The sequence below is a fragment of the Algibacter mikhailovii genome, from assembly GCF_014651495.1.
In the GTDB taxonomy this organism is placed as follows: domain Bacteria; phylum Bacteroidota; class Bacteroidia; order Flavobacteriales; family Flavobacteriaceae; genus Algibacter_E; species Algibacter_E mikhailovii.
The window spans coordinates 174,100-196,884 of the sequence record NZ_BMWZ01000008.1 but is presented as its reverse complement, the minus strand read 5'-3'; the positions used below and the strand labels follow the sequence as shown (position 1 = coordinate 196,884).

At 33.9% G+C, this 22,785-nt stretch carries 19 protein-coding genes and 1 tRNA gene; 12 read left to right on the top strand and 8 right to left on the bottom strand.

Annotated elements, in window-relative coordinates:
- Positions 1-99 precede the first annotated feature (99 nt).
- The 3 genes from priA to nadC all read right to left on the bottom strand — a co-directional run bounded on the left by priA (position 100) and on the right by nadC (position 4,456).
- The gene (gene priA, locus IE051_RS16170; protein WP_189362445.1) at positions 100-2,556 is read right to left on the bottom strand and encodes a replication restart helicase PriA; all 2,457 of its coding nucleotides are present in this window, start codon (positions 2,554-2,556) and stop codon (positions 100-102) included.
- Positions 2,557-3,498: a YihY/virulence factor BrkB family protein gene (locus tag IE051_RS16165; RefSeq protein WP_189362444.1), complete on the bottom strand. Its 942-nt coding sequence runs from the start codon at positions 3,496-3,498 to the stop codon at positions 2,557-2,559.
- Between the two features lie 97 nt (positions 3,499-3,595).
- Positions 3,596-4,456 carry a carboxylating nicotinate-nucleotide diphosphorylase gene (gene nadC / locus IE051_RS16160; protein WP_189362443.1) on the bottom strand — a complete coding sequence of 287 codons (861 nt, stop codon included), beginning with the start codon at positions 4,454-4,456 and terminating at the stop codon, positions 3,596-3,598.
- 129 nt (positions 4,457-4,585) lie between these two features.
- Between nadC and rlmH the strand changes: the two genes are divergently transcribed.
- Positions 4,586-5,059 carry a 23S rRNA (pseudouridine(1915)-N(3))-methyltransferase RlmH gene (gene rlmH, locus IE051_RS16155; protein ID WP_189362442.1) on the top strand — a complete coding sequence of 158 codons (474 nt, stop codon included), beginning with the start codon at positions 4,586-4,588 and terminating at the stop codon, positions 5,057-5,059.
- On the opposite strand, the gene hpf is transcribed toward rlmH, so the two are convergent.
- Complete coding sequence (gene hpf / locus IE051_RS16150) at positions 5,056-5,355, bottom strand: ribosome hibernation-promoting factor, HPF/YfiA family (protein ID WP_189362441.1); 300 nt, start codon at positions 5,353-5,355, stop codon at positions 5,056-5,058. The two genes, rlmH and hpf, sit on opposite strands and share 4 nt — an antisense overlap.
- A gap of 150 nt (positions 5,356-5,505) precedes the next feature.
- Positions 5,506-6,516 carry a Gfo/Idh/MocA family protein gene (locus IE051_RS16145; protein WP_189362440.1) on the bottom strand — a complete coding sequence of 337 codons (1,011 nt, stop codon included), beginning with the start codon at positions 6,514-6,516 and terminating at the stop codon, positions 5,506-5,508.
- An 81-nt stretch (positions 6,517-6,597) separates the two neighbouring features.
- Between IE051_RS16145 and IE051_RS16140 the strand changes: the two genes are divergently transcribed.
- The 11 genes from IE051_RS16140 (at position 6,598) to IE051_RS16090 (ending at position 20,750) form a co-directional block, all read left to right on the top strand.
- The gene (locus IE051_RS16140) at positions 6,598-7,170 is read left to right on the top strand and encodes a non-canonical purine NTP diphosphatase (protein WP_189362439.1); all 573 of its coding nucleotides are present in this window, start codon (positions 6,598-6,600) and stop codon (positions 7,168-7,170) included.
- Between the two features lie 71 nt (positions 7,171-7,241).
- Complete coding sequence (locus IE051_RS16135) at positions 7,242-9,461, top strand: RelA/SpoT family protein (protein WP_189362438.1); 2,220 nt, start codon at positions 7,242-7,244, stop codon at positions 9,459-9,461.
- A 26-nt stretch (positions 9,462-9,487) separates the two neighbouring features.
- Positions 9,488-9,946 carry a Fur family transcriptional regulator gene (locus IE051_RS16130; RefSeq protein WP_189362437.1) on the top strand — a complete coding sequence of 153 codons (459 nt, stop codon included), beginning with the start codon at positions 9,488-9,490 and terminating at the stop codon, positions 9,944-9,946.
- An 8-nt stretch (positions 9,947-9,954) separates the two neighbouring features.
- The gene (locus IE051_RS16125; RefSeq protein ID WP_189362436.1) at positions 9,955-11,229 is read left to right on the top strand and encodes an adenylosuccinate synthase; all 1,275 of its coding nucleotides are present in this window, start codon (positions 9,955-9,957) and stop codon (positions 11,227-11,229) included.
- A 135-nt stretch (positions 11,230-11,364) separates the two neighbouring features.
- The gene (locus IE051_RS16120; protein WP_189362435.1) at positions 11,365-13,176 is read left to right on the top strand and encodes an OstA-like protein; all 1,812 of its coding nucleotides are present in this window, start codon (positions 11,365-11,367) and stop codon (positions 13,174-13,176) included.
- Between the two features lie 7 nt (positions 13,177-13,183).
- Positions 13,184-14,365 carry an aspartate aminotransferase family protein gene (locus IE051_RS16115; protein ID WP_189362434.1) on the top strand — a complete coding sequence of 394 codons (1,182 nt, stop codon included), beginning with the start codon at positions 13,184-13,186 and terminating at the stop codon, positions 14,363-14,365.
- A gap of 149 nt (positions 14,366-14,514) precedes the next feature.
- Positions 14,515-15,903 (top strand): tetratricopeptide repeat protein, encoded by a 1,389-nt coding sequence (locus IE051_RS16110; protein WP_189362433.1) that lies wholly within the window; start codon positions 14,515-14,517, stop codon positions 15,901-15,903.
- A gap of 53 nt (positions 15,904-15,956) precedes the next feature.
- On the top strand, positions 15,957-16,877 hold the full coding sequence (locus IE051_RS16105; protein WP_189362432.1) for a polyprenyl-phosphate transporter: 921 nt from the start codon (positions 15,957-15,959) through the stop codon (positions 16,875-16,877).
- Positions 16,877-17,893, top strand: a complete 1,017-nt coding sequence (locus tag IE051_RS16100) for a DUF368 domain-containing protein (RefSeq protein WP_189362431.1) — start codon at positions 16,877-16,879, stop codon at positions 17,891-17,893. Before IE051_RS16105 ends, IE051_RS16100 begins: the two co-directional genes overlap by 1 nt.
- Complete coding sequence (locus IE051_RS16095; protein WP_189362430.1) at positions 17,890-18,630, top strand: shikimate dehydrogenase family protein; 741 nt, start codon at positions 17,890-17,892, stop codon at positions 18,628-18,630. Before IE051_RS16100 ends, IE051_RS16095 begins: the two co-directional genes overlap by 4 nt.
- Before the next feature lie 104 nt (positions 18,631-18,734).
- Positions 18,735-20,750 (top strand): DUF349 domain-containing protein, encoded by a 2,016-nt coding sequence (locus tag IE051_RS16090; protein ID WP_189362429.1) that lies wholly within the window; start codon positions 18,735-18,737, stop codon positions 20,748-20,750.
- A 47-nt stretch (positions 20,751-20,797) separates the two neighbouring features.
- Here the strand turns inward: IE051_RS16090 and mazG are convergent, their stop codons facing one another.
- From mazG to bshB1, 3 genes are all read right to left on the bottom strand, one after another.
- The gene (mazG, locus tag IE051_RS16085; RefSeq protein ID WP_189362428.1) at positions 20,798-21,577 is read right to left on the bottom strand and encodes a nucleoside triphosphate pyrophosphohydrolase; all 780 of its coding nucleotides are present in this window, start codon (positions 21,575-21,577) and stop codon (positions 20,798-20,800) included.
- Positions 21,578-21,822: 245 nt separating this feature from the next.
- Positions 21,823-21,898 (bottom strand) — tRNA-His (locus IE051_RS16080).
- Positions 21,899-22,012: 114 nt separating this feature from the next.
- Positions 22,013-22,732, bottom strand: a complete 720-nt coding sequence (gene bshB1, locus IE051_RS16075) for a bacillithiol biosynthesis deacetylase BshB1 (protein ID WP_189362427.1) — start codon at positions 22,730-22,732, stop codon at positions 22,013-22,015.
- Positions 22,733-22,785: the final 53 nt, after the last annotated feature.

The following is a 22,785-nucleotide window of genomic DNA, read 5'->3' as shown; positions in this document are numbered from 1 at the left end:
GTAAAAATGTTGAAGTTGGTGCTTATGAAATTCCTTTAAGTAGGAATAAAAAGACACAACTGGTTGACGCTTTAAATAATATTTAAACTTCCAACTAAACTAAAAGTTATCGACATTTAAAATAACTTTAACCGACCGAAAATCTTTTACATTCAAGAAGCTATTATTAATTTTTATAATAGCTTCTTTTGTTTTTGCTAAAGATTGTTGTTTAGGAATTTTTATCAAAATGTTTTTATGAAACTGATTTCTTATTCTAGCAATAGGAGGTGCCTCAGGTCCCAAAACAAAACCTCTAAAAACTTGTCTTAACGACTTGGCATACCAATTAGAGGCCGTTTCAACACGATTATAATCTTTATGTTTTAATGTAATTTTTATCTGCTTATAAACTGGGGGGTATTTAAAATTATAACGATCATTCATCTGCTCTTGGAACATATCGATATAACTATTAGTGGACACCTGCTGCAATATGTTATGGTGCGGATTATAGGTTTGAATTAAAACCTTGCCACGTTCTTGTGTTCGCCCTGCTCTACCTGAAACTTGTAACATGAGTTGAAAACTGCGCTCATGCGCTCTAAAATCGGGAAAATTCAGCATATTGTCTGCATTCATAATACCAACCAATTTTACATTTCTAAAATCCAATCCTTTGGTTAGCATTTGCGTACCTACAAGAATATCAATTTCTTGTTGCTCCAATGCTGTTATAATTTTTTCATAGCCATATTTACCTCTCGTTGTATCCAAATCCATTCTGGCTACTTTATATTCAGTAAATAAGGCTTTCACTTCTTCTTCAATTTGCTCGGTACCAAAACCCTTGCTATCTATTTCTGGGCTTCCACAAGCTTCACAAGTTTTAATCATGACGGCATGGTAACCACAATAGTGACATCGCAATTGCTGTCTGTATTGATGATAGGTTAAACTTACATCGCAATTGGGACACTGTGGCGCATGACCACAAGTTTTACATTCAACAATTGGAGAAAACCCTCTACGGTTTTGAAACAGAATAATTTGATGACCTTCTTTTAAAGTTTCAGTCATTTCTTCAATGAGTCTATCACTGAAATGACCTTTCATGCGCTTTTTTTTCTGTTTCTCATTTATATCTACCAACTCAATATCGGGCATCAACACATTATTATACCGATACATTAATTCCACAAAACCATACTTGTTTTGTTTCGCATTAAAATAACTCTCCAAACTTGGCGTGGCAGAACCCAATAATGCTTTTGCTTTATGAATATTTGCAAGAACAATAGATGTGTCTCTTGCATGATAACGTGGCGCAGGATCAAATTGTTTAAATGACTGCTCGTGCTCTTCATCAACAATGATTAAGCCTAAGTCATTAAAAGGCAAGAATATTGAGGATCTTGCTCCCAATACAATTTGAGCCTTATTAGAATTATTTAAAACATTATTCCAAACTTCAACCCGCTCATTCGTTGAATATTTTGAATGAAATATAGCGACTTGTTCTCCAAAGTAATTTTGTAATCTAGTAATTAACTGCGCTGTTAGAGCAATTTCCGGCAATAGATATAAGACTTGTTTACCCTGAGATAATACATCTTCTATTAACTTAACATACACCTCCGTTTTACCAGAAGAAGTTACACCGTGCAAAAGGGTCACACTATGACTTTTAAAAGCTGTTTTAACTTCATCCAGCGCCTGTTCTTGATAGCTATTTAGATGTTTAGTTGTTTCCGTATTCTCCCCTAAGTACTCTACCCTATCCTTTTGAATAAAATACGCCTCAAGAACACCTTTATCAATTAATGCTTTTATAATGCTATTCGAAGCCTGACTTTCATGAGCTAATTCTGCAACTTTTACAGGTTTTTTTGTTTTGGCAGAAAGCGAAAACAACGTTAACAACACATCCCTTTGTTTGGGGGCTCTACTTAAATCATCTAATAAAACTTGAAGAGCTTCATTAGAAGCATACTCACTATGTAGTTTGACATATCTTACCAGTTTTGGTTTGTACTTTTCATACACTTCCTCTTCAACACTAATAGCTTCTTTTTCAATTAATCTTTTTATAACTGGTAAAACATTTTTTTTGTCAAGAATATTAACAACATCATGAACCTTTAAAGACGATTGATGATGCAAAGCTTCATAGATTAAGAACTCATCATCCTTTAAAATAGATTCATCAATAGGCGCTATACTTCGTTTTGTAATAACCGTTTCACTTTCAAGAATAAATCCACTAGGCAAAGCTGCTCGCATAACATCACCCATAGTACACATATAATAATTCGCAATCCATTGCCACAGTTCTAACTGCTTGGCATTAACTATAGGAGTTTCATCTAATATCTGATGAATATCCTTCGCATCATAAGCCACTGGTGCATTATTGTGAATCTCATATACAATGCTGGTATAAATTTTAGATTTACCAAATGGCACCGCAACGCGCATTCCAGGTTTTAAAAAATCAGCTTCTGAAGTTGTAATACTATAAGTAAAAAGCTTTTTTAAGGGGATTGGAATTATAACATCTATATAGTACTGCTTCATCTATTGTCCTTTTCGGAGTTTATTTAAGGACGCATTGAGTTCATAACCCAATAATAAAATATTTGAATTCAACCATAAATATAGCAGCAGAATTAACAGCGCACCTATAGAACCATACAACCTGTTATATTGGCCAAAGTTTTCTATATATACACTAAACAAATACGAAGTAAGCATAATTAGAAACGTTGTGAACAATGCTCCTACTGAAAAAAACTTTGAATACTTCCCTTCTTTTGTTCCGAAATAATACAAGGTTGCCGTTGCTAAATAGATCATGATCACAAAAAAAACATACTTCACTATTTTAGTCCATAGCACGCCTGTGGCAACTAAATCAAAACCTCTATTCTCAAAGGCACTTAACACACCCTGAACTACATATAATTGAAAATAACCTAAGACAGCAATGGTAATTATCAGTAAAAAAGCAAGAATTAAAGCAATACCTAAAGCATACAAATATTGCCTATAAACACTTCTGGTTAGTTGTTCATGATAAGAAAATTCAAAACCAGAAAAAACCGCATTCACCCCATTTGCCATCAAAACTATGGACAGAACGAAAACGGTAGACAGCAAACCTCCTCTTTGAGATTGATCAATATTTTCAAATATATTCTGAAAAAAAAAGTCCGATGTGGTTGGTGGTAAAAACGAATCTAAAAACACCAAAAACTCGATTTTAAAATCATCAATAGGGATATACGGAATGATGACCAATACAAACAATAAAAATGGAAATATGGCCGTAAAAAAACTAAAGGCAATGGCACTGGCTCTTGTAGTTAATGCACCTTTCACTATACCTGTAATGTAGAGTTCTAATAGGTCATAAAGCGACAAGCCTTCAAGACCTGGAAGCTTTACGCTCTTAAATAAGCGCACCAATACATTAATTACAGGAAGTTTATCAAGTTTATCCTCAACGGGCTTAGTCATTAAAAATCTGCTTTGAAGATTTAAAACAAAGTTATTAAAATAAAAAATGCCTGTTAAGGATTAATACAGGAATTAGTTGAGTAAACTAAAATTTCAACTATTTGATGGCTTTTAAACTCAAATCCATATTATGAACAGAATGTGTCAAAGCACCACAGGATATATAATTTACACCACATTCCGCATAGTGTCTTATGGTAGTTTCATTAATATTCCCTGAAGACTCGGTAAGACATTTATCACCAATTAATTCAACGGCTCGTCTGGTATCCTCATAATCGAAATTATCCAATAAAATTCTATAGACCCCTTGGTTATTCAGAATTTCTTCAACTTCAGTCAAATCTCTTGCCTCAACCATAATTTGAAGATTTTTTCCAGTTGCATGTAAATACTCCTTAGACATGTCAATGGCCTTAGTAATACCTCCAGCAAAATCAATATGGTTATCTTTAAGCATGATCATATCATAAAGAGCAAACCTATGATTTTCGCCTCCGCCAATTTTAACAGCCCATTTTTCCAATACACGAATACCAGGGGTTGTTTTTCGAGTGTCTAATATTTGGGTTTTTGTACCTTCAACTAAATCCACAAACATTCTTGTTTTAGTTGCAATAGCACTCATACGCTGCATAGAATTAAGCACTGTACGCTCTGCCTTAAGTATGGATTGAGAAGGCCCTTCAACATACATAACTACATCTCCATAAGTTACCTCTGAGCCATCTTCAATGCGTACATCTAATTTTAAATTCTTATCTACATAAGCAAATACTTTCTTGGCAAAATTAACACCACCAATGATGCCTTTATCCTTAACCAATATTTTTGCTTTACCTCTAGCATTTTCTGGGATACAAGCTAATGAACTATGATCTCCGTCTCCTACATCCTCTCTTATGGCATTAGCAATTATGGACTTTACTTCGCTATCAAACTGCTCTTGTGTTATCATATCTTTTTTTGAGATTTGCAGCAAAAATAAGAAATTGATTTACTTTTTAATAAGTTACATTTACGAAATTTTTATTTTTTTCTATTTTTACTGCATTATTCATAAATACTATTTAATAATTTTGCTTTTATGACTATAAAACTTATTGCTATTGGTAAAACAGATGACAAACAACTTAACTCACTAATAGACAATTACATTAAACGACTTGGCTTCTATATTAAATTTTCTTTGGAAATTATTCCAGACATTAAGAATAGTAAAAATCTAAGCGAGACTCAACAAAAGCAAAAAGAAGGCGATCTTGTTATGAAAAAACTTAGTCCTTCAGATATTTTGGTGCTTTTGGATGAAAATGGAAAGCAATATGATTCAGTAAGCTTCTCCGCTTACCTTCAGAAACACATGAATTCAGGCATTAAACAATTGGTATTTTTAATTGGAGGTCCTTATGGCTTCTCTGAGGACATTTATAAAAAAGCAAATGGGAAAATATCACTATCAAAAATGACATTTTCCCATCAAATGATTCGTCTGTTCTTTATTGAACAACTTTACAGAGGGTTTACCATATTAAAAAATGAACCCTATCACCATCATTAATGTGTTTTATACACCTGCTTTCTTTTTTTTAATTGACGCTCTAAATCACTAATGGTTTCCCTAACCGCCACTTCAAAATTACGTTCATTAGAAGTTGCATATATTCTAGGCCCCGGTAAACTCAATTCTATATTGCATATTTTACCATCATTATGATCTTTCTCATCCTGTTTAAAATGTACAGCAGCACTGATTAAAAACTCATATCTATTAAAAATTTTTTCTAATTTTTCTTTTGTGAAAGCCGAAAGTGTTTCGCTTACATCAACTCCTACATACTGAATGTTTACTGTCATACGCGTTCTCTTTAATTGTTATTATTTCAATGGAAAGATACAAGAATTTTGAACAAAAAAACTGAACAAATATCATAAAAAAACTATAAAAATATACTTAGCCACTCTTTGAAAAACAGAATACGCATAATAAGGTAATCTCCAAATCTTTTAGCTTTCTAAAATCTCTATTTGTTTAATAATTTGATGCTCAGTAACCGGAAAAGACGCTTTAGTTCTAAGGGTTTTATAAACGGCATCAAAGACATTAAAATAAGAGCCCTTAACGGAAGGTATTCTTTCTACATTGGCGAGTTCATCCTCCATAGTGACCAATTCACCTTCATAACTGGGTAACTCAACCCCGAAACTTGGACTATTAGGAGCTACACCGGATTGGAGCTGCTTTTCTTGAACATCAGAACGATACTTAATGTAAGACCCCTTCGTACCATGCAGAACAAAAGCGGGTTGCTCAAGTGCTACCAATAAACTTGTAGTTAAAAAGACTTGTAATCCATTTTCATAAGCCAAATGAATATGTGCATAATCATCCACCTGTGTGTTTGGTCTCTTTTTTTGGATAACCTTAGACCACGCCTTTGGCTCCCCAAATAAGGCCAATGCGGCGTCAACCAAATGTGGCCCCAAATTATATAATACACCGTTTCCAGGACGATTAGATTCCTTATTAAGGTTATTAGAAATATTATAAATATATCTATCATACCTTAAATGTACTTCAATTAACTGTCCCAATTTCCCAGAATCAACAACCGATTTAACGGATAAAAAATCACTATCATAACGCCGGTTCTGAAAAGGCATGATAAAACAACTTTGTCTTCTAGCCTCTTCATACAACCCTTTTGCCTCGGCCGAAGTCACCGTAAAAGGCTTTTCCACAAGGACATGCTTTTTGGATTTAAGGGCTTTCATTGCAAATTCAAAATGTGTTGAACTAGGTGTATTTACAACTACCAATTCAATATCAGGCTGAGCTAATAATTCATCAACGGTATTATAACTAATAATTGTAGGGTATATCTTTTTTGCCTTTTTAACAGAGCGTTCAACAATAGCCGTTAATTCAAATTTAGCATGTAAGTTTAAAAACGGACAATGAAACAGACTACCTGACATACCAAAAGACAAAACACCAGTTTTAATCACTTTATCCATAAGGCCTAATTTAGCATATTTTTTGTTTCGTTTGATTTAATATAATAGTAATTTTGAATTTACTAAAAACACATGACCAAGATGCAACTTGTATTCGCTACAAATAATTTAAATAAACTAAAGGAAGTTCAAGCTTTTATGCCAAAACACATTAAATTATTAAGTTTAAAGGACATTAATTGCCTTGAAGATATCCCTGAAACCCAAGATACCATTGAAGGCAATGCCATTCAAAAAGCTGAATACGTGTCCTCTAAATACGGATACGATTGTTTTGCCGATGATACCGGACTTGAAGTAAACGCTTTAAATGGAGCTCCGGGTGTATACTCGGCACGTTACGCGGGCCCAAATAAAGATGCCACAGAAAACATGAATTTGTTGCTCAAAAATCTAAAAGCGGATACTAACAGAAACGCACAATTCAAAACGGTTATTGCATTACATATCAATAACGCGGTACAGACCTTTGAAGGTATCTGTAAAGGAGAAATTACTAAAACAGCACAAGGCACAAAAGGCTTTGGTTATGACCCCATATTTAAGCCTAATGGGTATAATGAATCCTTTGCACAAATGGAGCTTAGCCTCAAGAATAAAATTGGACATCGTGGAAAAGCCATTACTAAATTGATAAATTATTTAAGTGAATAAGTGCTTAACTTTGACTAGAAAAAGATAGTCTTGAGGTTGGCTATTAATATTCTTTATGTTACTTTTAATATATGACAGCTGAAGAAATAGAAAAAGAAAACGCAACCATTGCAAAAGCTTACAAAGAACTGCTAAAAGTAAGCTACACAACACTTTCTAAGGAAGACAAGCAATTAATTAGACGTGCTTTTGAAGTTGCTTTGGATGGTCATAAAGATCAACGTAGAAAATCTGGTGAAGCTTATATATTCCATCCCATTGCTGTTGCCAAAATTGTAGCTCAAGAAATTGGATTAGATGCCACCTCTATAGCAGCGGCTTTGCTACATGATGTCGTTGAAGACAGTCCTGATTATGAAATAAAAGATATTGAAAAAGAATTTGGTAAAACGATAGCAACTATTGTTGATGGCCTTACAAAAATATCGTCCTTAAGTAAGGAAAAAGACATGAATGTGTCTTTACAGGCTGAAAACTTCCGTAAAATGTTACTTACGCTTAATGATGATGTCCGAGTGATTATCATTAAGATTGCGGACAGACTCCATAATATGCAGACTATGGATTCAATGCGGCCCGACAAGCAAGACAAAATAGCTTCTGAAACTTTATACATTTATGCACCACTAGCCCATCGCATTGGTTTATATACCATAAAGACACAACTGGAAGACTTAAGCTTAAAATATACTGAACCTGATGTCTATAATGACATATTAAACAAAATAAAAGAGAGTAAAGAAGAGCAAGATCTATACATAAAACAATTTAGTGATGTCGTAAAAAAAGCTTTAGATAAAGAACATTTTGAGTATACCATAAAAGGGCGTCCAAAATCAATTTTCTCGATAAGAAAGAAAATGCTAAATCAAGGCGTGTCTTTTGATGAAGTTTATGACAAGTTTGCTATTAGAATAATTTACAGAAGCGATCTTGCCAATGAGAAGTTTCTAGCTTGGAAAATCTATTCTATAGTTACAGATCATTTTAGACCAAATCCTTTAAGACTTCGTGATTGGATAACATCTCCCAAGACTACAGGATACGAAGCCCTGCATATTACTGTTATGGGCCCTAAAGGAAGATGGGTTGAAGTACAAGTGCGTAGTGAGCGTATGAATGAAATAGCCGAAAAAGGTTATGCCGCGCATTACAAATACAAACAGGACGCCGAAAAAGAAGATAGCCTAGAAAACTGGATCAATAAACTTCAAGAAGCATTAGAAAACTCAGAATCCAATGCTGTAGATTTTGTTGAACAATTTAAACTTAATTTATATTCACAAGAGATTTATGTATTTACGCCCAAAGGCGATTTAAAATCATTACCCAAAGGCGCCACATCTTTAGACTTTGCATTTAATATTCATACCGAGGTTGGCATGAAAACGCGTGGCACCAAAGTTAATGGCAAACTTGTTCCTCTTAGCCATGAATTACAAACAGGAGATCAGGTTGAAATTTTAACTTCAGAGACCGCAAAACCTAATCCAAACTGGTTAGATTATGCCACCACTGCAAGAGCAAGGAGCAAAATTAAATCTGCCCTAAAAGAGGACAGAAAATTAATTGGTGAAGAAGGCAAAGAGATATTACGTCGTAAACTGAAGCAACTTAAAATACCTCTTAATGAAAAAACAATAAATGAACTAGTCAACTATTTTAACTTAAAAACGAGTTTAGATTTATTTTATCGTGTAGGTATAGGTTTTATTGATAATACTAAACTTAAAGCGTATGCTTCGTCAAGAAGCAACGCCTTAATGAGTTTTATCAAAAATAAAATTAGCAGAAAGTCTACCGTTTCCAAAGAACAACTGGATAGAAATGAAGTCACTTCAAATTATGATTCCCTTGTTTTTGGCAAAGATGAAGAAAAGCTAGATTATAAAATAGCCAACTGCTGTAACCCGATCCCTGGAGACAATGTATTTGGGTTTCTTACAGTTTCGGAAGGTATAAAAGTCCATAAAAAAAACTGTCCAAATGCACTAAGCCTGCAATCTAACTACGCCTACAGAATCATGATAGCAAAATGGGTTGATTCTACGCAACGTGAGTTTTCTGCTAAAATAGTACTTACCGGAATTGACCATATTGGTCTCGTAAATGAAATCACCACCATTGTTTCTGAAAACATGCATGTCAATATGAAAAGCATCAGTTTTGAAAGTCATGACGGTTTATTTTCAGGAAAAATTAACGTGGTGGTTAAGAACAATACCATAATAAAAAAGTTACTTGATAAACTTAAAAAAATTAATGGTATAGATAAGGTTACAAGACTGTAAAAAAAGTGTAAATTTGCCACGCAATTATGAATTCAAAGACAGACTCAAAGAATCAAGAAATCGTTAAAAGCGTATTTACGAGCTTTTTAGAAAGTAACGGGCACCGCAAAACACCTGAACGCTACGCTATACTTCAAGAAATTTATAATAGTAATGAACATTTTGATATAGAATCTCTATATCTTAATATGAAGAATAAAAAATATCGTGTTTCACGAGCCACTTTATACAATACCATAGAATTGCTTCTTGAATGTGGTTTGGTGAGAAAACATCAATTTGGACAAAACCAAGCTCATTATGAAAAATCTTATTTCGATAGGCAGCATGATCACGTTATTCTTACAGATACAGGGGAAGTAATAGAGTTTTGTGACCCTAGAATTCAATCTATTAAAAAGACTATCGAAGAAATTTTCGATATCGAAATAAACAACCACTCACTCTATTTCTATGGAAATAGAAAATCAACAACAAATAACTAATTTTTACAATGGCAGTAGATTTACTACTAGGACTACAATGGGGAGACGAAGGCAAAGGAAAGATTGTTGACGTACTCACCTCAAACTATAATATTATTGCTCGTTTTCAAGGTGGACCAAATGCAGGACACACTTTAGTCTTTAACGGCAGAAAACATGTATTACACACAATTCCTTCTGGAATTTTTCATGATGATGCAACCAATTTAGTTGGTAATGGCGTTGTAATAGACCCTGTTATTTTTAAAGGAGAACTTGATAAACTTGAAGAACAAGACGTTGATTATAGAAAATCCTTATTGATCTCGCGTAAAGCCCATATCATATTACCTACACATCGTCTTTTAGATGCTGCAAGTGAAGCATCAAAAGGTAAAGCTAAAATAGGCTCTACGTTAAAAGGTATTGGCCCAACTTATATGGACAAAACCGGTAGAAATGGTATTCGTGTTGGAGACTTAGAGCTTAGTGACTGGAAAGAGCGCTATAGAACGTTAGCTGATAAGCACGAATCAATGATTTCTTTCTACAATGTAGATATTGAATATGATTTAGCCGAATTAGAGACAGAATTCTTCAAAGCTGTTGAAGTATTAAAATCTTTAAAGTTTATAGATTCTGAAGAATATATTTATCAAGCACAAAAATCAGGTCAAACGATTCTTGCTGAAGGTGCCCAAGGCTCTTTATTAGATATTGATTTTGGTACTTATCCATTTGTAACCTCTAGCAACACAACTGCGGCAGGTGCTTGTACTGGTTTAGGTGTTGCACCAAACCAGATTGGTGAAGTATTTGGTATTTTTAAGGCCTATACAACACGTGTAGGTTCTGGCCCCTTCCCTACGGAGTTATTCGATGAAGATGGCGCTACCATGGCTAAAGTTGGTAATGAATTTGGAGCAACTACAGGTAGACCAAGACGTTGTGGTTGGTTAGATCTTGTTGCATTAAAATATGCCTGCCAGGTAAATGGTGTAACGCAGTTAATGATGATGAAAGGCGATGTACTTTCAGGCTTTAAAACATTAAAAGTTTGTACGGAATACAAATATAAAGGTGAAATCATTTCGCATTTACCATATAATATTGAGCCAGAAAACATTGAGCCAATTTATACGGATTTTAGTGGATGGAACGAAGACTTAACTGAAATGTCTGACGCCTCTCAAATGCCGAAAGCATTAAATGAGTATATAGAATTTTTAGAAAAAGAATTGGAAATTCCTATTACCATTGTTTCTGTTGGTCCTGATAGAAAACAGACTATTTTTAGAAAATAATTGATCTAGATTATATTTTCATAAACGCTTCAAATTATTTTGGAGCGTTTTTTGTTTCGTAGAAATCATAAAAAAAGCCTAACTCATAATTAAACATTAATATTATCATTATTTTTACGCCAAACTTTTTATATTTTGAATAGACTACAAGTTTTGCTTCTCATAATTTTTTCTAGCACACTTTCATTTTCAAAAATTAATGCCCAAGCCAAAAAGCAAATTGAAATTGAATATGCCGGAAAACTCACTATAGATCAGAAAAACTATCCTGGGGCAAAAGTTTTAACACGAGATAACAGGCAACAAGTCCACATAAAACACAGCGGCACAAACATGTGGTGTGATAAGGCCATTCATTATACAACTGAAAATTTCATAGAAGCTTACGGAAATGTAGTTGTCAAAGAAGGTGATACTATTAATATGACCTCTCAATATGTTGAATACAGTGGGATAACGCAATTGGCATTTGCGAGTGGCAATGTTATTCTAGAATCACCAGATTCTACTATTTCTAGTGACACATTGTTTTTTGATAGGATAAAAAAACAATCTTTTTATAATAGCGGTGGTACTGTTGTAAAGGACTCATCTGGCACAATAACTAGTAGAATTGGCAGGTACTACATGGATTCTAAGAAATTTCAATTTGTCAATGATGTGGTTCTTAAAAATGATGAATCTGTAATAGAATCTAACTATTTTGATTACTATGAAGAATCTGGTCATGCTTATTTATTTGGTCCGTCAACAATAACTACAGAAACAAGCAGGACGTATTGCGAAAAAGGCTTCTATGATACGGAAGGGAAAATAGGTTATGCATTAAAGAACGCAAAAATAGATTATGACAATAGGGAGATTGTAGGTGATAGTTTATTTTTTGATAATAACCGAAATTTTGCCTCTGCCTCCAATAATATTACGGTAACAGATACCATAAATAAAAGCATTATTAAAGGGCATTATGCTGAAGTTTATAAAGAAAAAGATTCTCTTTTTATAACTAAACGGGCTTTAGCTATAACCATTCAGGAGAATGATTCCATTTATATGCATGCGGAAAAAATTATGGTCACCGGTAAACCTGAAAACAGAATAATTAATGCCTACTATAAGGCTAAGATTTATAAATCCGATTTAAGTGGAAAAGCAGACTCCATAATTTCTAATCAAAAAACGGGATTAACAAAACTCATCAACATATCTGAACTTACAACTGGCGATCAATTTTCAGTTAAGCGCAAACCTATTATGTGGAATGTTGAAAATCAAATGACTGGTGATACCATACATTTATTTTCAAATAGCAAAACTGAAAAAATAGATTCTTTGGTTGTGTTTGAGAATGCGTTTGTAATCAGTAAAGATTCCATAAGTGCTAATGGTTATAATCAAATAAATGGCAAACGTCTTGTGGGATTATTTAACGATAAAAATGAGTTAAATCAAGTAGACATAACTAAAAATGCACAGTCCATATTTTATGCGCGCAATGATGAGCAAGAATTAATTGGTATTGATAAGGCAAAATCAGGAAGTATTTCTATTCTATTTGCTGAAGGTGCCATTGAATCCTATTCCAGATTTAATCAAGTTGATGGAAGCTTATATCCTGAATCACAATATCCTAAAAAAGAATTATTATTAAAAGGTTTTGATTGGCGCGACAATGAAAGACCACGAAGTGTGGAAGATTTGTTCGTTGATGACGCCCCCTTTGAATTACCTGTAATAAAAGGTTTAGACGCGTACAAACCGCAGGAGGATTTTTTTGATGACGTCTTGATGGAACGGGTTGAAGAAGCTGAAGCGAAAACAACCCTTAAAAAAGATGAAGTCTCAAAAGCATCACGTAATATACCTAAAAACAATACAGAAATTAAGCAAGACTCAATAAGTACATCAAAGCCTATTAGTAAACTAAGTATACCTGAAAAGGAATAAGCCATCCATGCGTTCTGATTTTTTTAAATATCAAGCCCAAACATCCCCCCACCCTTTGGGTATGGAAATAGATCATGCCAAAGGCTCTTACATCTTTGATACCAAGAACAATGCCTATTTGGATTTTGTTGCTGGCGTTTCTGCCTGTCCATTAGGACATAATCACCCTAAAGTGGTGTCAGCCATTAAAGAACAACTTGATAAGTACATGCATGTTATGGTGTATGGCGAATACATTCAAACGCCAGCCGTTGCTCTTACTAAACTTTTAGCCAAAAATCTCCCTGAATCATTATCAAAAACATACCTGACTAATTCTGGAACTGAAGCTATTGAAGGCGCCCTGAAACTAGCTAAGCGGGCTACAGGCAGAAGCGAATTGATTGCAGCCAATAAAGCATACCATGGGAATACTATGGGCGCCATGAGTGTTATGGGTTTTGAAGAACGCAAACAAGCATTTAGACCACTTTTACCCGATGTTACATTCATCGATTTTAACTCCAATCAAGATTTAAGTAAAATAACTACCAAGACAGCCTGTGTTATTTTAGAAACGATTCAAGGTGGGGCGGGTTTTATTGAACCTAAAAACAACTATTTATCAAAAGTTAAAAAACGCTGTATTGAGGTAGGCGCTTTATTGATATTAGATGAAATCCAGCCAGGAATAGGAAGAACAGGTAAATTATTCGGTTTTGAGCATTATGATTGCGTTCCTGATATACTAGTAACAGGCAAAGGTCTTGGAGGAGGAATGCCTATTGGCGCCTTTACCGCTTCCAATGCATTAATGGAATTACTGCAAGATAAACCAAAACTTGGTCATATCACTACCTTTGGTGGACACCCTGTCATAGCGGCCTCAGCCTTAGCAACCTTAAGGGAGATTACTGAAACCCGTTTAATGCAACATACTATTGAAAAGGAAGAACTTATTAGGAGTTTACTAGTGCACCCGCTAATTCAAGAAATACGAGGCAAAGGCTTAATGCTTGCTTTAATAACACCTTCAGAGGCTATTGCAACAGCTCTAATTCTTAAAGCACAAAATAATGGACTTATCTTATTTTGGTTGCTTTTTGAACCTAAAGCGGTAAGAATAACACCGCCCCTAACCATTTCAAAAAATGAAATAAAAATTGGTTGCGATATTATTACGGATATTTTAAATAATATCGACGAATAACACATCGGCATTAACAAACTGATAATCAATAATCAAATACCAAAAAAAGCAATTCTGTTGATTACTTTGTTAAAAACATTTAATGAAACCACCTCTAGCAACCAAATAGAATATTAAATTTATTCAATAGAAACATTACAAATGTGCTTATGGGGTTTAGTCATGATGACAACAATAATTTGCCGCTTACCAAGTTTGAATCGATGTTAAAAACAAATCATGTTTTGTTCTTTGATTCAGAAGAATTTGAAAACATCATTCATCATTACCTTAATCAAGGTAAAATAGCCCTAGCAAAAAAAGCCATTAAATTAGGATTAGATCAGCATCCAACATCGATAAACCTAAAACTCTTTAGAGTTGAAATTTTAGTTTTTGAAGACAAACTAACTGAAGCTGACAATCTTCTAAATGAGCTTCATTCTCTAGATCCTATGAATGAAGAACTTTATATTCAAAAAGCTAATATTTACTCAAAAAAAGATGACCACGCCCAGGCCATAAAAGTTTTAAAGAAAGCATTACAACTTACTGATGATGTTGTAGACCTATATTCTTTAATAGGCATGGAGTATTTGTTTCTAGATAAATTCGAAGAAGCCAAAGCTTACTTCATGAAATGTCTTGAATCTGATTTCGAGGATTACTCGGCGCTATATAATATAATTTATTGCTTTGAGTTTTTAGATCAAAATGAGGAAGCCATTTCTTATTTAAACATGTTTATAGATAAGAACCCCTATTGTGAAGTGGCTTGGCATCAACTGGGAAAACAATATTTTATTTTAAAAGAATATACAAAAGCATTAACCTCTTTTGATTTTGCTGTCATATCAGACGATACTTTTGTTGGTGCTTATCTTGAGCGTGGCAAAACTCTTGAAAAACTTAAGCGTTATGAAGAGGCCATTGAGAATTATTTAATTACACTGAAACTTGATGACCCTACGTCATACGCGCTTTTAAGAATTGGGCATTGCTATGAAAAAACAGATAATTATGATTTAGCACTTCAATACTATGACCGCACAGTGCATGAAGATCCGCTTTTAGACAAAGGCTGGATTGCCATTACAAAATTTCATAATGCTAGAGGAAACTACCAAAGAGCCCTTTATTATATAAACAAAGCCATTAATATTGATTCTGAAAACGTAGTTTATTGGAAATTATACTCTCAAATAAACCATAGATTAAACTTTTTTGAAGAAGCAGAACGCGGCTATGAAAAAACTTTAGATCTAGGTAATTATGAATTAAACACATGGTTATCTCGAGGTGATTTACTCATAAAATTAGGTGAAGTAAAAACCGCCATTCATAATTTTGAACAAGCCATAGAGTTTTATCCTGAAAATGCTGAAATAGAATATCGCTTAGCAGGGTTATTCTTTTTTATTAATGAAACTGATAAAGGCACATTTTACTTAAAAAATGGATTAAGCCATAATCAAGAATATGCTTTCATTCTAGAAGAACTCTTTCCTAAAGTTTCCAACAAAATAATGGTAAAAAACCTACTTAAAACAAATCTTTAAGTAAGGGTTTAATTAATATTTGCATACCTTTGATTTTCGTCAAAAAACTAGCTATGCAAAGAGGATTAAAAGAGTACTTAATTATCTCATTTAAAGGACTAGCCATGGGAGCAGCGGATGCTGTACCCGGTGTTTCAGGAGGCACAATTGCCTTTATTTCTGGTATTTATGAAGAACTTATATCTACCATTAGTAACATTAATATTGATCTTTTTAAAACACTATTTTCAAAACCTTTTAAAACGTTTTGGAATCAGTTAAATGGTAATTTTTTATTAGCACTTTTAACGGGTATTGTAATAAGTTTTGTATCCTTTATGAGACTCGCAAAATTTTTGTTAGAACATCACCCTGTGTTAATTTGGTCATTCTTTTTTGGACTCATAATTGCCAGTATTCTTGTTGTTGGTAAACAAATTACCAAATGGAATTTGCCGGTTTTAATGGCATTGATTATTGGAGCAATTGTTGCATTCTACATCAGTCAACTCCCTTCATTAGGGGCTAACGAAAATTCATGGTTTTTATTTCTTGCTGGGGCCATAGCCATTTGTGCTATGATTTTACCCGGTATTTCTGGCTCTTTCATTTTAATTATACTTGGCGCATACAAAACCCTTAGTGATGCCATTCATGATATCGATATACAACGAATACTAATATTTGTTTCAGGAGCCCTTGTTGGATTACTGAGTTTCAGCCATGTTTTAAAATGGCTATTTAAGCACTATCACAATATTACATTAGCCTTATTGACAGGTTTTATTTTTGGATCGCTAAATAAAGTTTGGCCTTGGAAAAACACCTTGACTTGGCATACCAATTCTAAAGGCATAAAATCACCGTTATTACAAGAAAGTATTTCTCCATTTTCATTTCAAGGAGATAATCATTTGGTTTACGCCATAATTTTAATGATTTTAGGTTTTTTTACTATTTTTATTTTGGAAAGATTAGGCCATAAAAAACAATAATGCAGAGCACAAGAACCTTTCAAGATCGCATTTTTCTAGTCCTTAAAGGACTAGCTATGGGGGCTGCCAATAAAGTACCTGGCGTGTCTGGAGGTGTTGTAGCTTTTGTTGCAGGGTTTTATGAGGAGTTTATCTATTCATTAAAGAAGGTTAATAAAAAAGCCTTTGCTTTACTCATTAACGGCAGGTTTAAAAGCTTCTATCATTATATTAATGGTAGGTTTTTAAGTTTGTTATTTTCAGGAACTGTAATTAGTTACTTTAGTATTTCTAAGGTGCTTGACTACCTCATTAAACATTTTGAACTCTACGTCTGGAGTGTGTTTTTTGGTATGATAATAGGCTCCATTTATTACATCTATAGAGAATTTAATGACTGGAATTACAAAACTTACATCGCTTTAGTCATAGGCATATTGCTAGGATTGAGCATAAGTTTTCTGAGTCCTGCCAAAGAAAATGATAACTTATGGTTCGTCTTTTTCTGCGGTATTATTAGTGTTTCGGGGATGACATTACCAGGGTTCTCAGGTTCATTTATCCTTATTCTTTTGGGTAATTATGTCTTACTTTTAGTAGACTCGGTAAACGCTTTATATGATACGATTAGAGATATTTTCACCTTAGATTTTAGTTTTATTCATAATACGAAACGTATTAAGACACTTAAAATTTTAGCTGTATTTACTCTGGGTTCTTTAACTGGCCTTGTGAGCCTTTCACATCTTTTAAGTTTTATACTAAGTCGCTATAAAAGTATTACGCTCTCTGCTATTATTGGTTTTATTATTGGTTCCCTGGGCGTTGTATGGCCATGGAAAAGTACCATTTACAAGCTGAATGCAGAGGGAGGAGCGCTCTTAGACTCTAGAGGTGAAAAAATTATTGAAAATTATCAACGTTTTATTCCAGAATTAATACATGAGACTTACATCGCAGTAGGCTATGTTCTATTTGGAATCGCAATAGTCCTGGCCCTGATATGGTACGGACAAAAAACCACTAATAATAAATGAACAAATTAGGTCTTTTAGGTAAAAATATATCGTATTCTTTCTCGCGTTCTTATTTCAAAAAAAAGTTTGAAGATGAACAAATAGAAAATACCAGTTATGAGAACTTTGATATTGAAAATATTGATTTATTTCCTTCTATTATTGAGAACACTGAAGATTTAAAAGGGCTTAACGTTACGATACCTTATAAGCAACAGGTCATGCCCTTCCTTGATAAAATAAACAAAAAAGCAAAAGCAATAGGAGCTGTAAATACGATTAGAATAACAAAAAAAGGCAAACTTATTGGCTACAATACGGATTGCTACGGCTTCAAAAATTCAATAAAACCGGCCATCCAAAAGCATCATAAAAAAGCATTGATTTTGGGAACCGGCGGCGCAAGTAAAGCCATAGCCTTCAGTCTAGAAGAAATGGGAATTTCTTATAACTATGTATCCCGCCAGCTTTCTGAGGGTATTAAATTTTCCTATGACACCTTAACTGAAGATGCTTTAAAAGACTATCAAATAGTTATAAATTGTACGCCTTTGGGCACGTTTCCAGACGTGGATAGCGCACCCAATATCCCCTATAAGGGACTAAATGAAAATTACATTCTTTTTGATTTAATATATAATCCGGAAGAAACAAAATTTTTGAAACAAGGCCGAGAAAAAGGAGCTACTACACTCAATGGATTGAATATGTTAAGACTACAAGCTGAAAAAGCTTGGTCTATTTGGGACTTAAAATAAAACCACCCATTTAAAAGTTAAAACCTCACGATGTACTTTGTTTATACTATAGTTGTTAGTATCTTTAAAGTTCAAATAAATTGACGAACCTTAACATTTTTAAAATGTCTGACGATAACAAAACACAACAATTAGAAAGCGCTGATGATAATAATTCTGACAAGAATAACTTAGAATTAAGTAACAATCAAAATGAAAAATCAGCACCTATAGAGGAAACTACCGATAGTAGTAATGATACTGTTGAAAAAACAACTGCAGCAGAAGCTTCCAATGAAGAAGTTCCTGAAAATGTCAGTGAAACGTCAGAGGTTATTGAGGAAAATGACGAGGTTATAAATGAAATTGAGGAGTCTAATGCTGAAGATGCCGAAGATGAAGGCAATAAGGATAGACATAAGATAGAGGTTAAAGAATATGACACCATGTCTTTAGAAGCTCTAGCCATTGAACTTGAAAAACTCCTGAAAAATGAAAAAATTCAAGCCATTCGATCTCATGTTAATAGTATTAATACCGAATTTAAGTTAAAACTTAACGCTTTAATTGACGAGAAAAAGGAAGACTTTATTAATGATGGTGGCAATGAAATAGACTTTTATTATTCATCACCCGTTCAAAAAAGATATAAAGAAGCTTATAAAACATATCGAACAAAGTTAAATGAGCATTATCAAAGTTTAGAAAAAAACTTAAAACAAAATCTAGCAGATAAATTAGAAATTATTGAAGAGCTTAAGGGCTTGATCAATCTAGAAGAAAATATCAACACAACCTATAAGCACTTCAAAGAACTTCAAGAGCGCTGGAGAACCACAGGACCTATTCCAAGAGACAAGTATAATAATGCTTGGAATAGCTACCATCACCATGTTGAAATGTTTTATGATTTTCTGCATTTAAACAGAGACTTACGCGATTTAGATTTTAAACACAATCTAGAAAAGAAATTATTAATTATTGAGCGTGCCGAAGAATTAGCCCAGGACGACAATGTCATGAGAGCCTTTAGAGAACTTCAAGAATTACACAAAATGTGGAAAGAAGAACTGGGACCTGTTGGCAAACAACATAGGGAAGAAATCTGGGGACGTTTTAAAGCCGCGACTAAAATAATCAATGATAAGCGTCATTTATATTACCAAGAGATTGACCTCGTCTATGAAAAAAACTTAGAGACCAAACTTCAAATTATTGCAGATATTGAAGCTTTAAACAACTACGAAAACATTTCGCATGGCGGGCTTCAAAAGAAAATAAAACAAGTTGAGGCTCTTAGAGAATCTTTCTTTAATGCTGGTAAAGTACCTATAAAAGTCAATGAAGCAACTTGGGCTAAGTTTAAAGAAGCCGTTAGAAATTTCAATAGGAAAAAAAATGCATTCTACAAAGGGTTAAAAAAGGAGCAGTACAAAAACCTTCAGCTTAAATTAGAGTTAATTAAAATTGCTGATGACAACAAAAACAGTGATGATTTTGAAATTGTCACCCCCTTAATGAAGAAAATTCAAAGCGATTGGAAGAAAATTGGACATGTACCACGCAAGGATAGCGATAAAATATGGAAACAATTTAAAGCAGCCTGTAATTCATATTTTGACAGAATTCATGCAAAAAGAAATGCAGCAAGTCAGGAACAAGTTGATGCCTATGATAAAAAGAACGCTTTTCTGTCTGCATTAAAAAACTTAGAATTACCAACGGATAAAAAAGAGGGAATTGCGCTCATAAAAAAACAGATAAAAGAATGGCAAGACGTGGGCAGAGTGCCGCATGACAAGCGCTATATAGATGGTAAATTCCAAAAGGCTATTGACAGTTTATTGACTAAATTAAAGGTTGAAAAAACAGAAGCAGAAATGATTAAGTATGAAAACAAGCTTGATAATCTGAATGCTTCTGATGATAATAGAAATTTAGATAATGAACGTACTTTTATTCGCAAAAAAATAGATGAAGTAAAAGGGCAAATTAATCAACTTGAAAATAATTTACAGTTCTTCACCAACGTCAATGAAGACAACCCACTGGTGAAAGAGGTTCATACTAACATTAAAAACCATAAAGCAACTCTGGACCTTTTAAAAGCTAAATTGCAAAAAATTAAAAGTCTATACTAAATAGTTTAGGCTAATTTTATCTTATAGTTTTGGAAGCCTATGATTTTCTATTTAGAAAATTGTTTGGCTTCTTCCCAAAAAACATCCATTTCAGCCAAGGTCATATCCTTTAGGGGTTTATTTAAGCTCTTAGCCTTACCCTCTAGGTATTGAAAGCGCTTAGAGAATTTTTTATTGGTGCGTTCTAATGCATTTTCAGGATTAATACCTAAAAATCGTGCATAATTCACCATTGAAAATAGAACATCTCCAAACTCACTTTCCATAGCATCTTGATTGCCCGCTGTGACTTCTACTTTAAATTCATTAAGCTCCTCCTGCACCTTATCCCAAACTTGATTAGGTGCTTCCCAATCAAAACCAACTCCAGCCACTTTTTCTTGAATTCTATTAGCCTTGACTAAGGCAGGTAAACTTTGTGGCACCCCTTCTAACACAGAGGTCTTTCCTTCTTTTAATTTTAGGTTTTCCCAGTTTCTTTTAACGTCTTCTTCATTTTCTACTAAAACATCACCGTAAATATGGGGATGCCTATGTATTAGTTTATCGCATACAGTATGACATACGTCTGCAATATCAAAATCATTAGTTTCGCTACCTATTTTGGAATAAAATGCAATATGTAACAACACATCTCCAAGTTCCTTTTTAACTTCTTCTAGATTCCCATCTAAAATAGCATCTCCAAGTTCATAAGTCTCCTCAATAGTAAGATGTCTTAAACTCTCCATGGTTTGCTTTTTATCCCACGGGCATTGTGCTCTTAACTCATCCATTATGGTTAATAGTCTATCAAATGCCTTCAACTGATCTTGTCTAGAATTCATATTTAAAATTTTTGTAAAAATACGGTTTTGAGGTCCTCATTTTAGATTTTTTTTTCAAATTACCTCTAATATTTTTGCAGGACAATGGCTTATATTCCGCAAGCTTTTTTATTAAATTACCATAGAAGCATGAAGTCATTAAAAAAACCAAAAACTTATGAGCTCCTAAGTGACAACAAGAGATATATAATTCAAAAAAAGGCACAAAAAAAGCCTTTCAATTTCTTGAAAGGCTTTGTTATTTTGGGTGGAAGACCGGATTCGAACCGGCGACCCTTGGTACCACAAACCAATGCTCTAACCAACTGAGCTACAACCACCATGTGTAGCATTTTGTAATGCGTGTGCAAATGTAATTGTTTTCAGCCTTATCTACAAAATCTTTTTTCAATATTTTCTTTCATATTGCAAAATAAAATTGACCCAGTTTGCTAACTACTTCAAATCGAATAAGCTATCCACAGCAGGGTATCTTTCAACGGTAAAACCTTCGGCATATTCCGTACCAATTAGCCGACCTAAGTCACGTGCTCTATATATTATACTGTCTGTAAAATTCTTGCTTGAAATTGGTGTTTCGGGCTCCTTACTGGAGGCATCATAAAACTGTGTTTTATAGGCCAAAACTGAGGCCATTTTAACATCAATATAACCAGTTACATCAACAGCAATGTCAGGCTCCAAATTCTTCCACTGTATATAGTGATAGACATGCTTTGGCCGCCATGGTTCCTGTTGAACCCCTTCCGCTATACTTGTTTCGATTTTTATCAATCCGCTTAAAAAGCAAGCATCACTCGCTAGTTTACTTCCTTTTCCATGATCAATATGTCTATCATCAATGGCATTACAAATAACCATGTCGGGTTGGTATTTTCTAATCTTCTTTATTAGCTCAAGCTGATGCCATTTATCGTTAGCATAAAACCCATCGGCAAAAGCAAGATTTTCTCTAATAGTTACGCCCAGTATCTTAGCAGCTTCTTTGGCTTCTACATCTCGAGTTTGAGCAGTACCTCGTGTTCCTAGCTCACCTCGGGTTAAATCGATTATACCTACCTTTTTGCCTTGAGCTACTTCTTTAGCAATCGTTGCCCCACAACCTAATTCTACATCATCTGGATGCGCACCAATTGCCAAAATATCTAATTTCATATGTCTGTAATTTACTTTTTTTATCAATAAATTTAAATAATATCATAGCATCC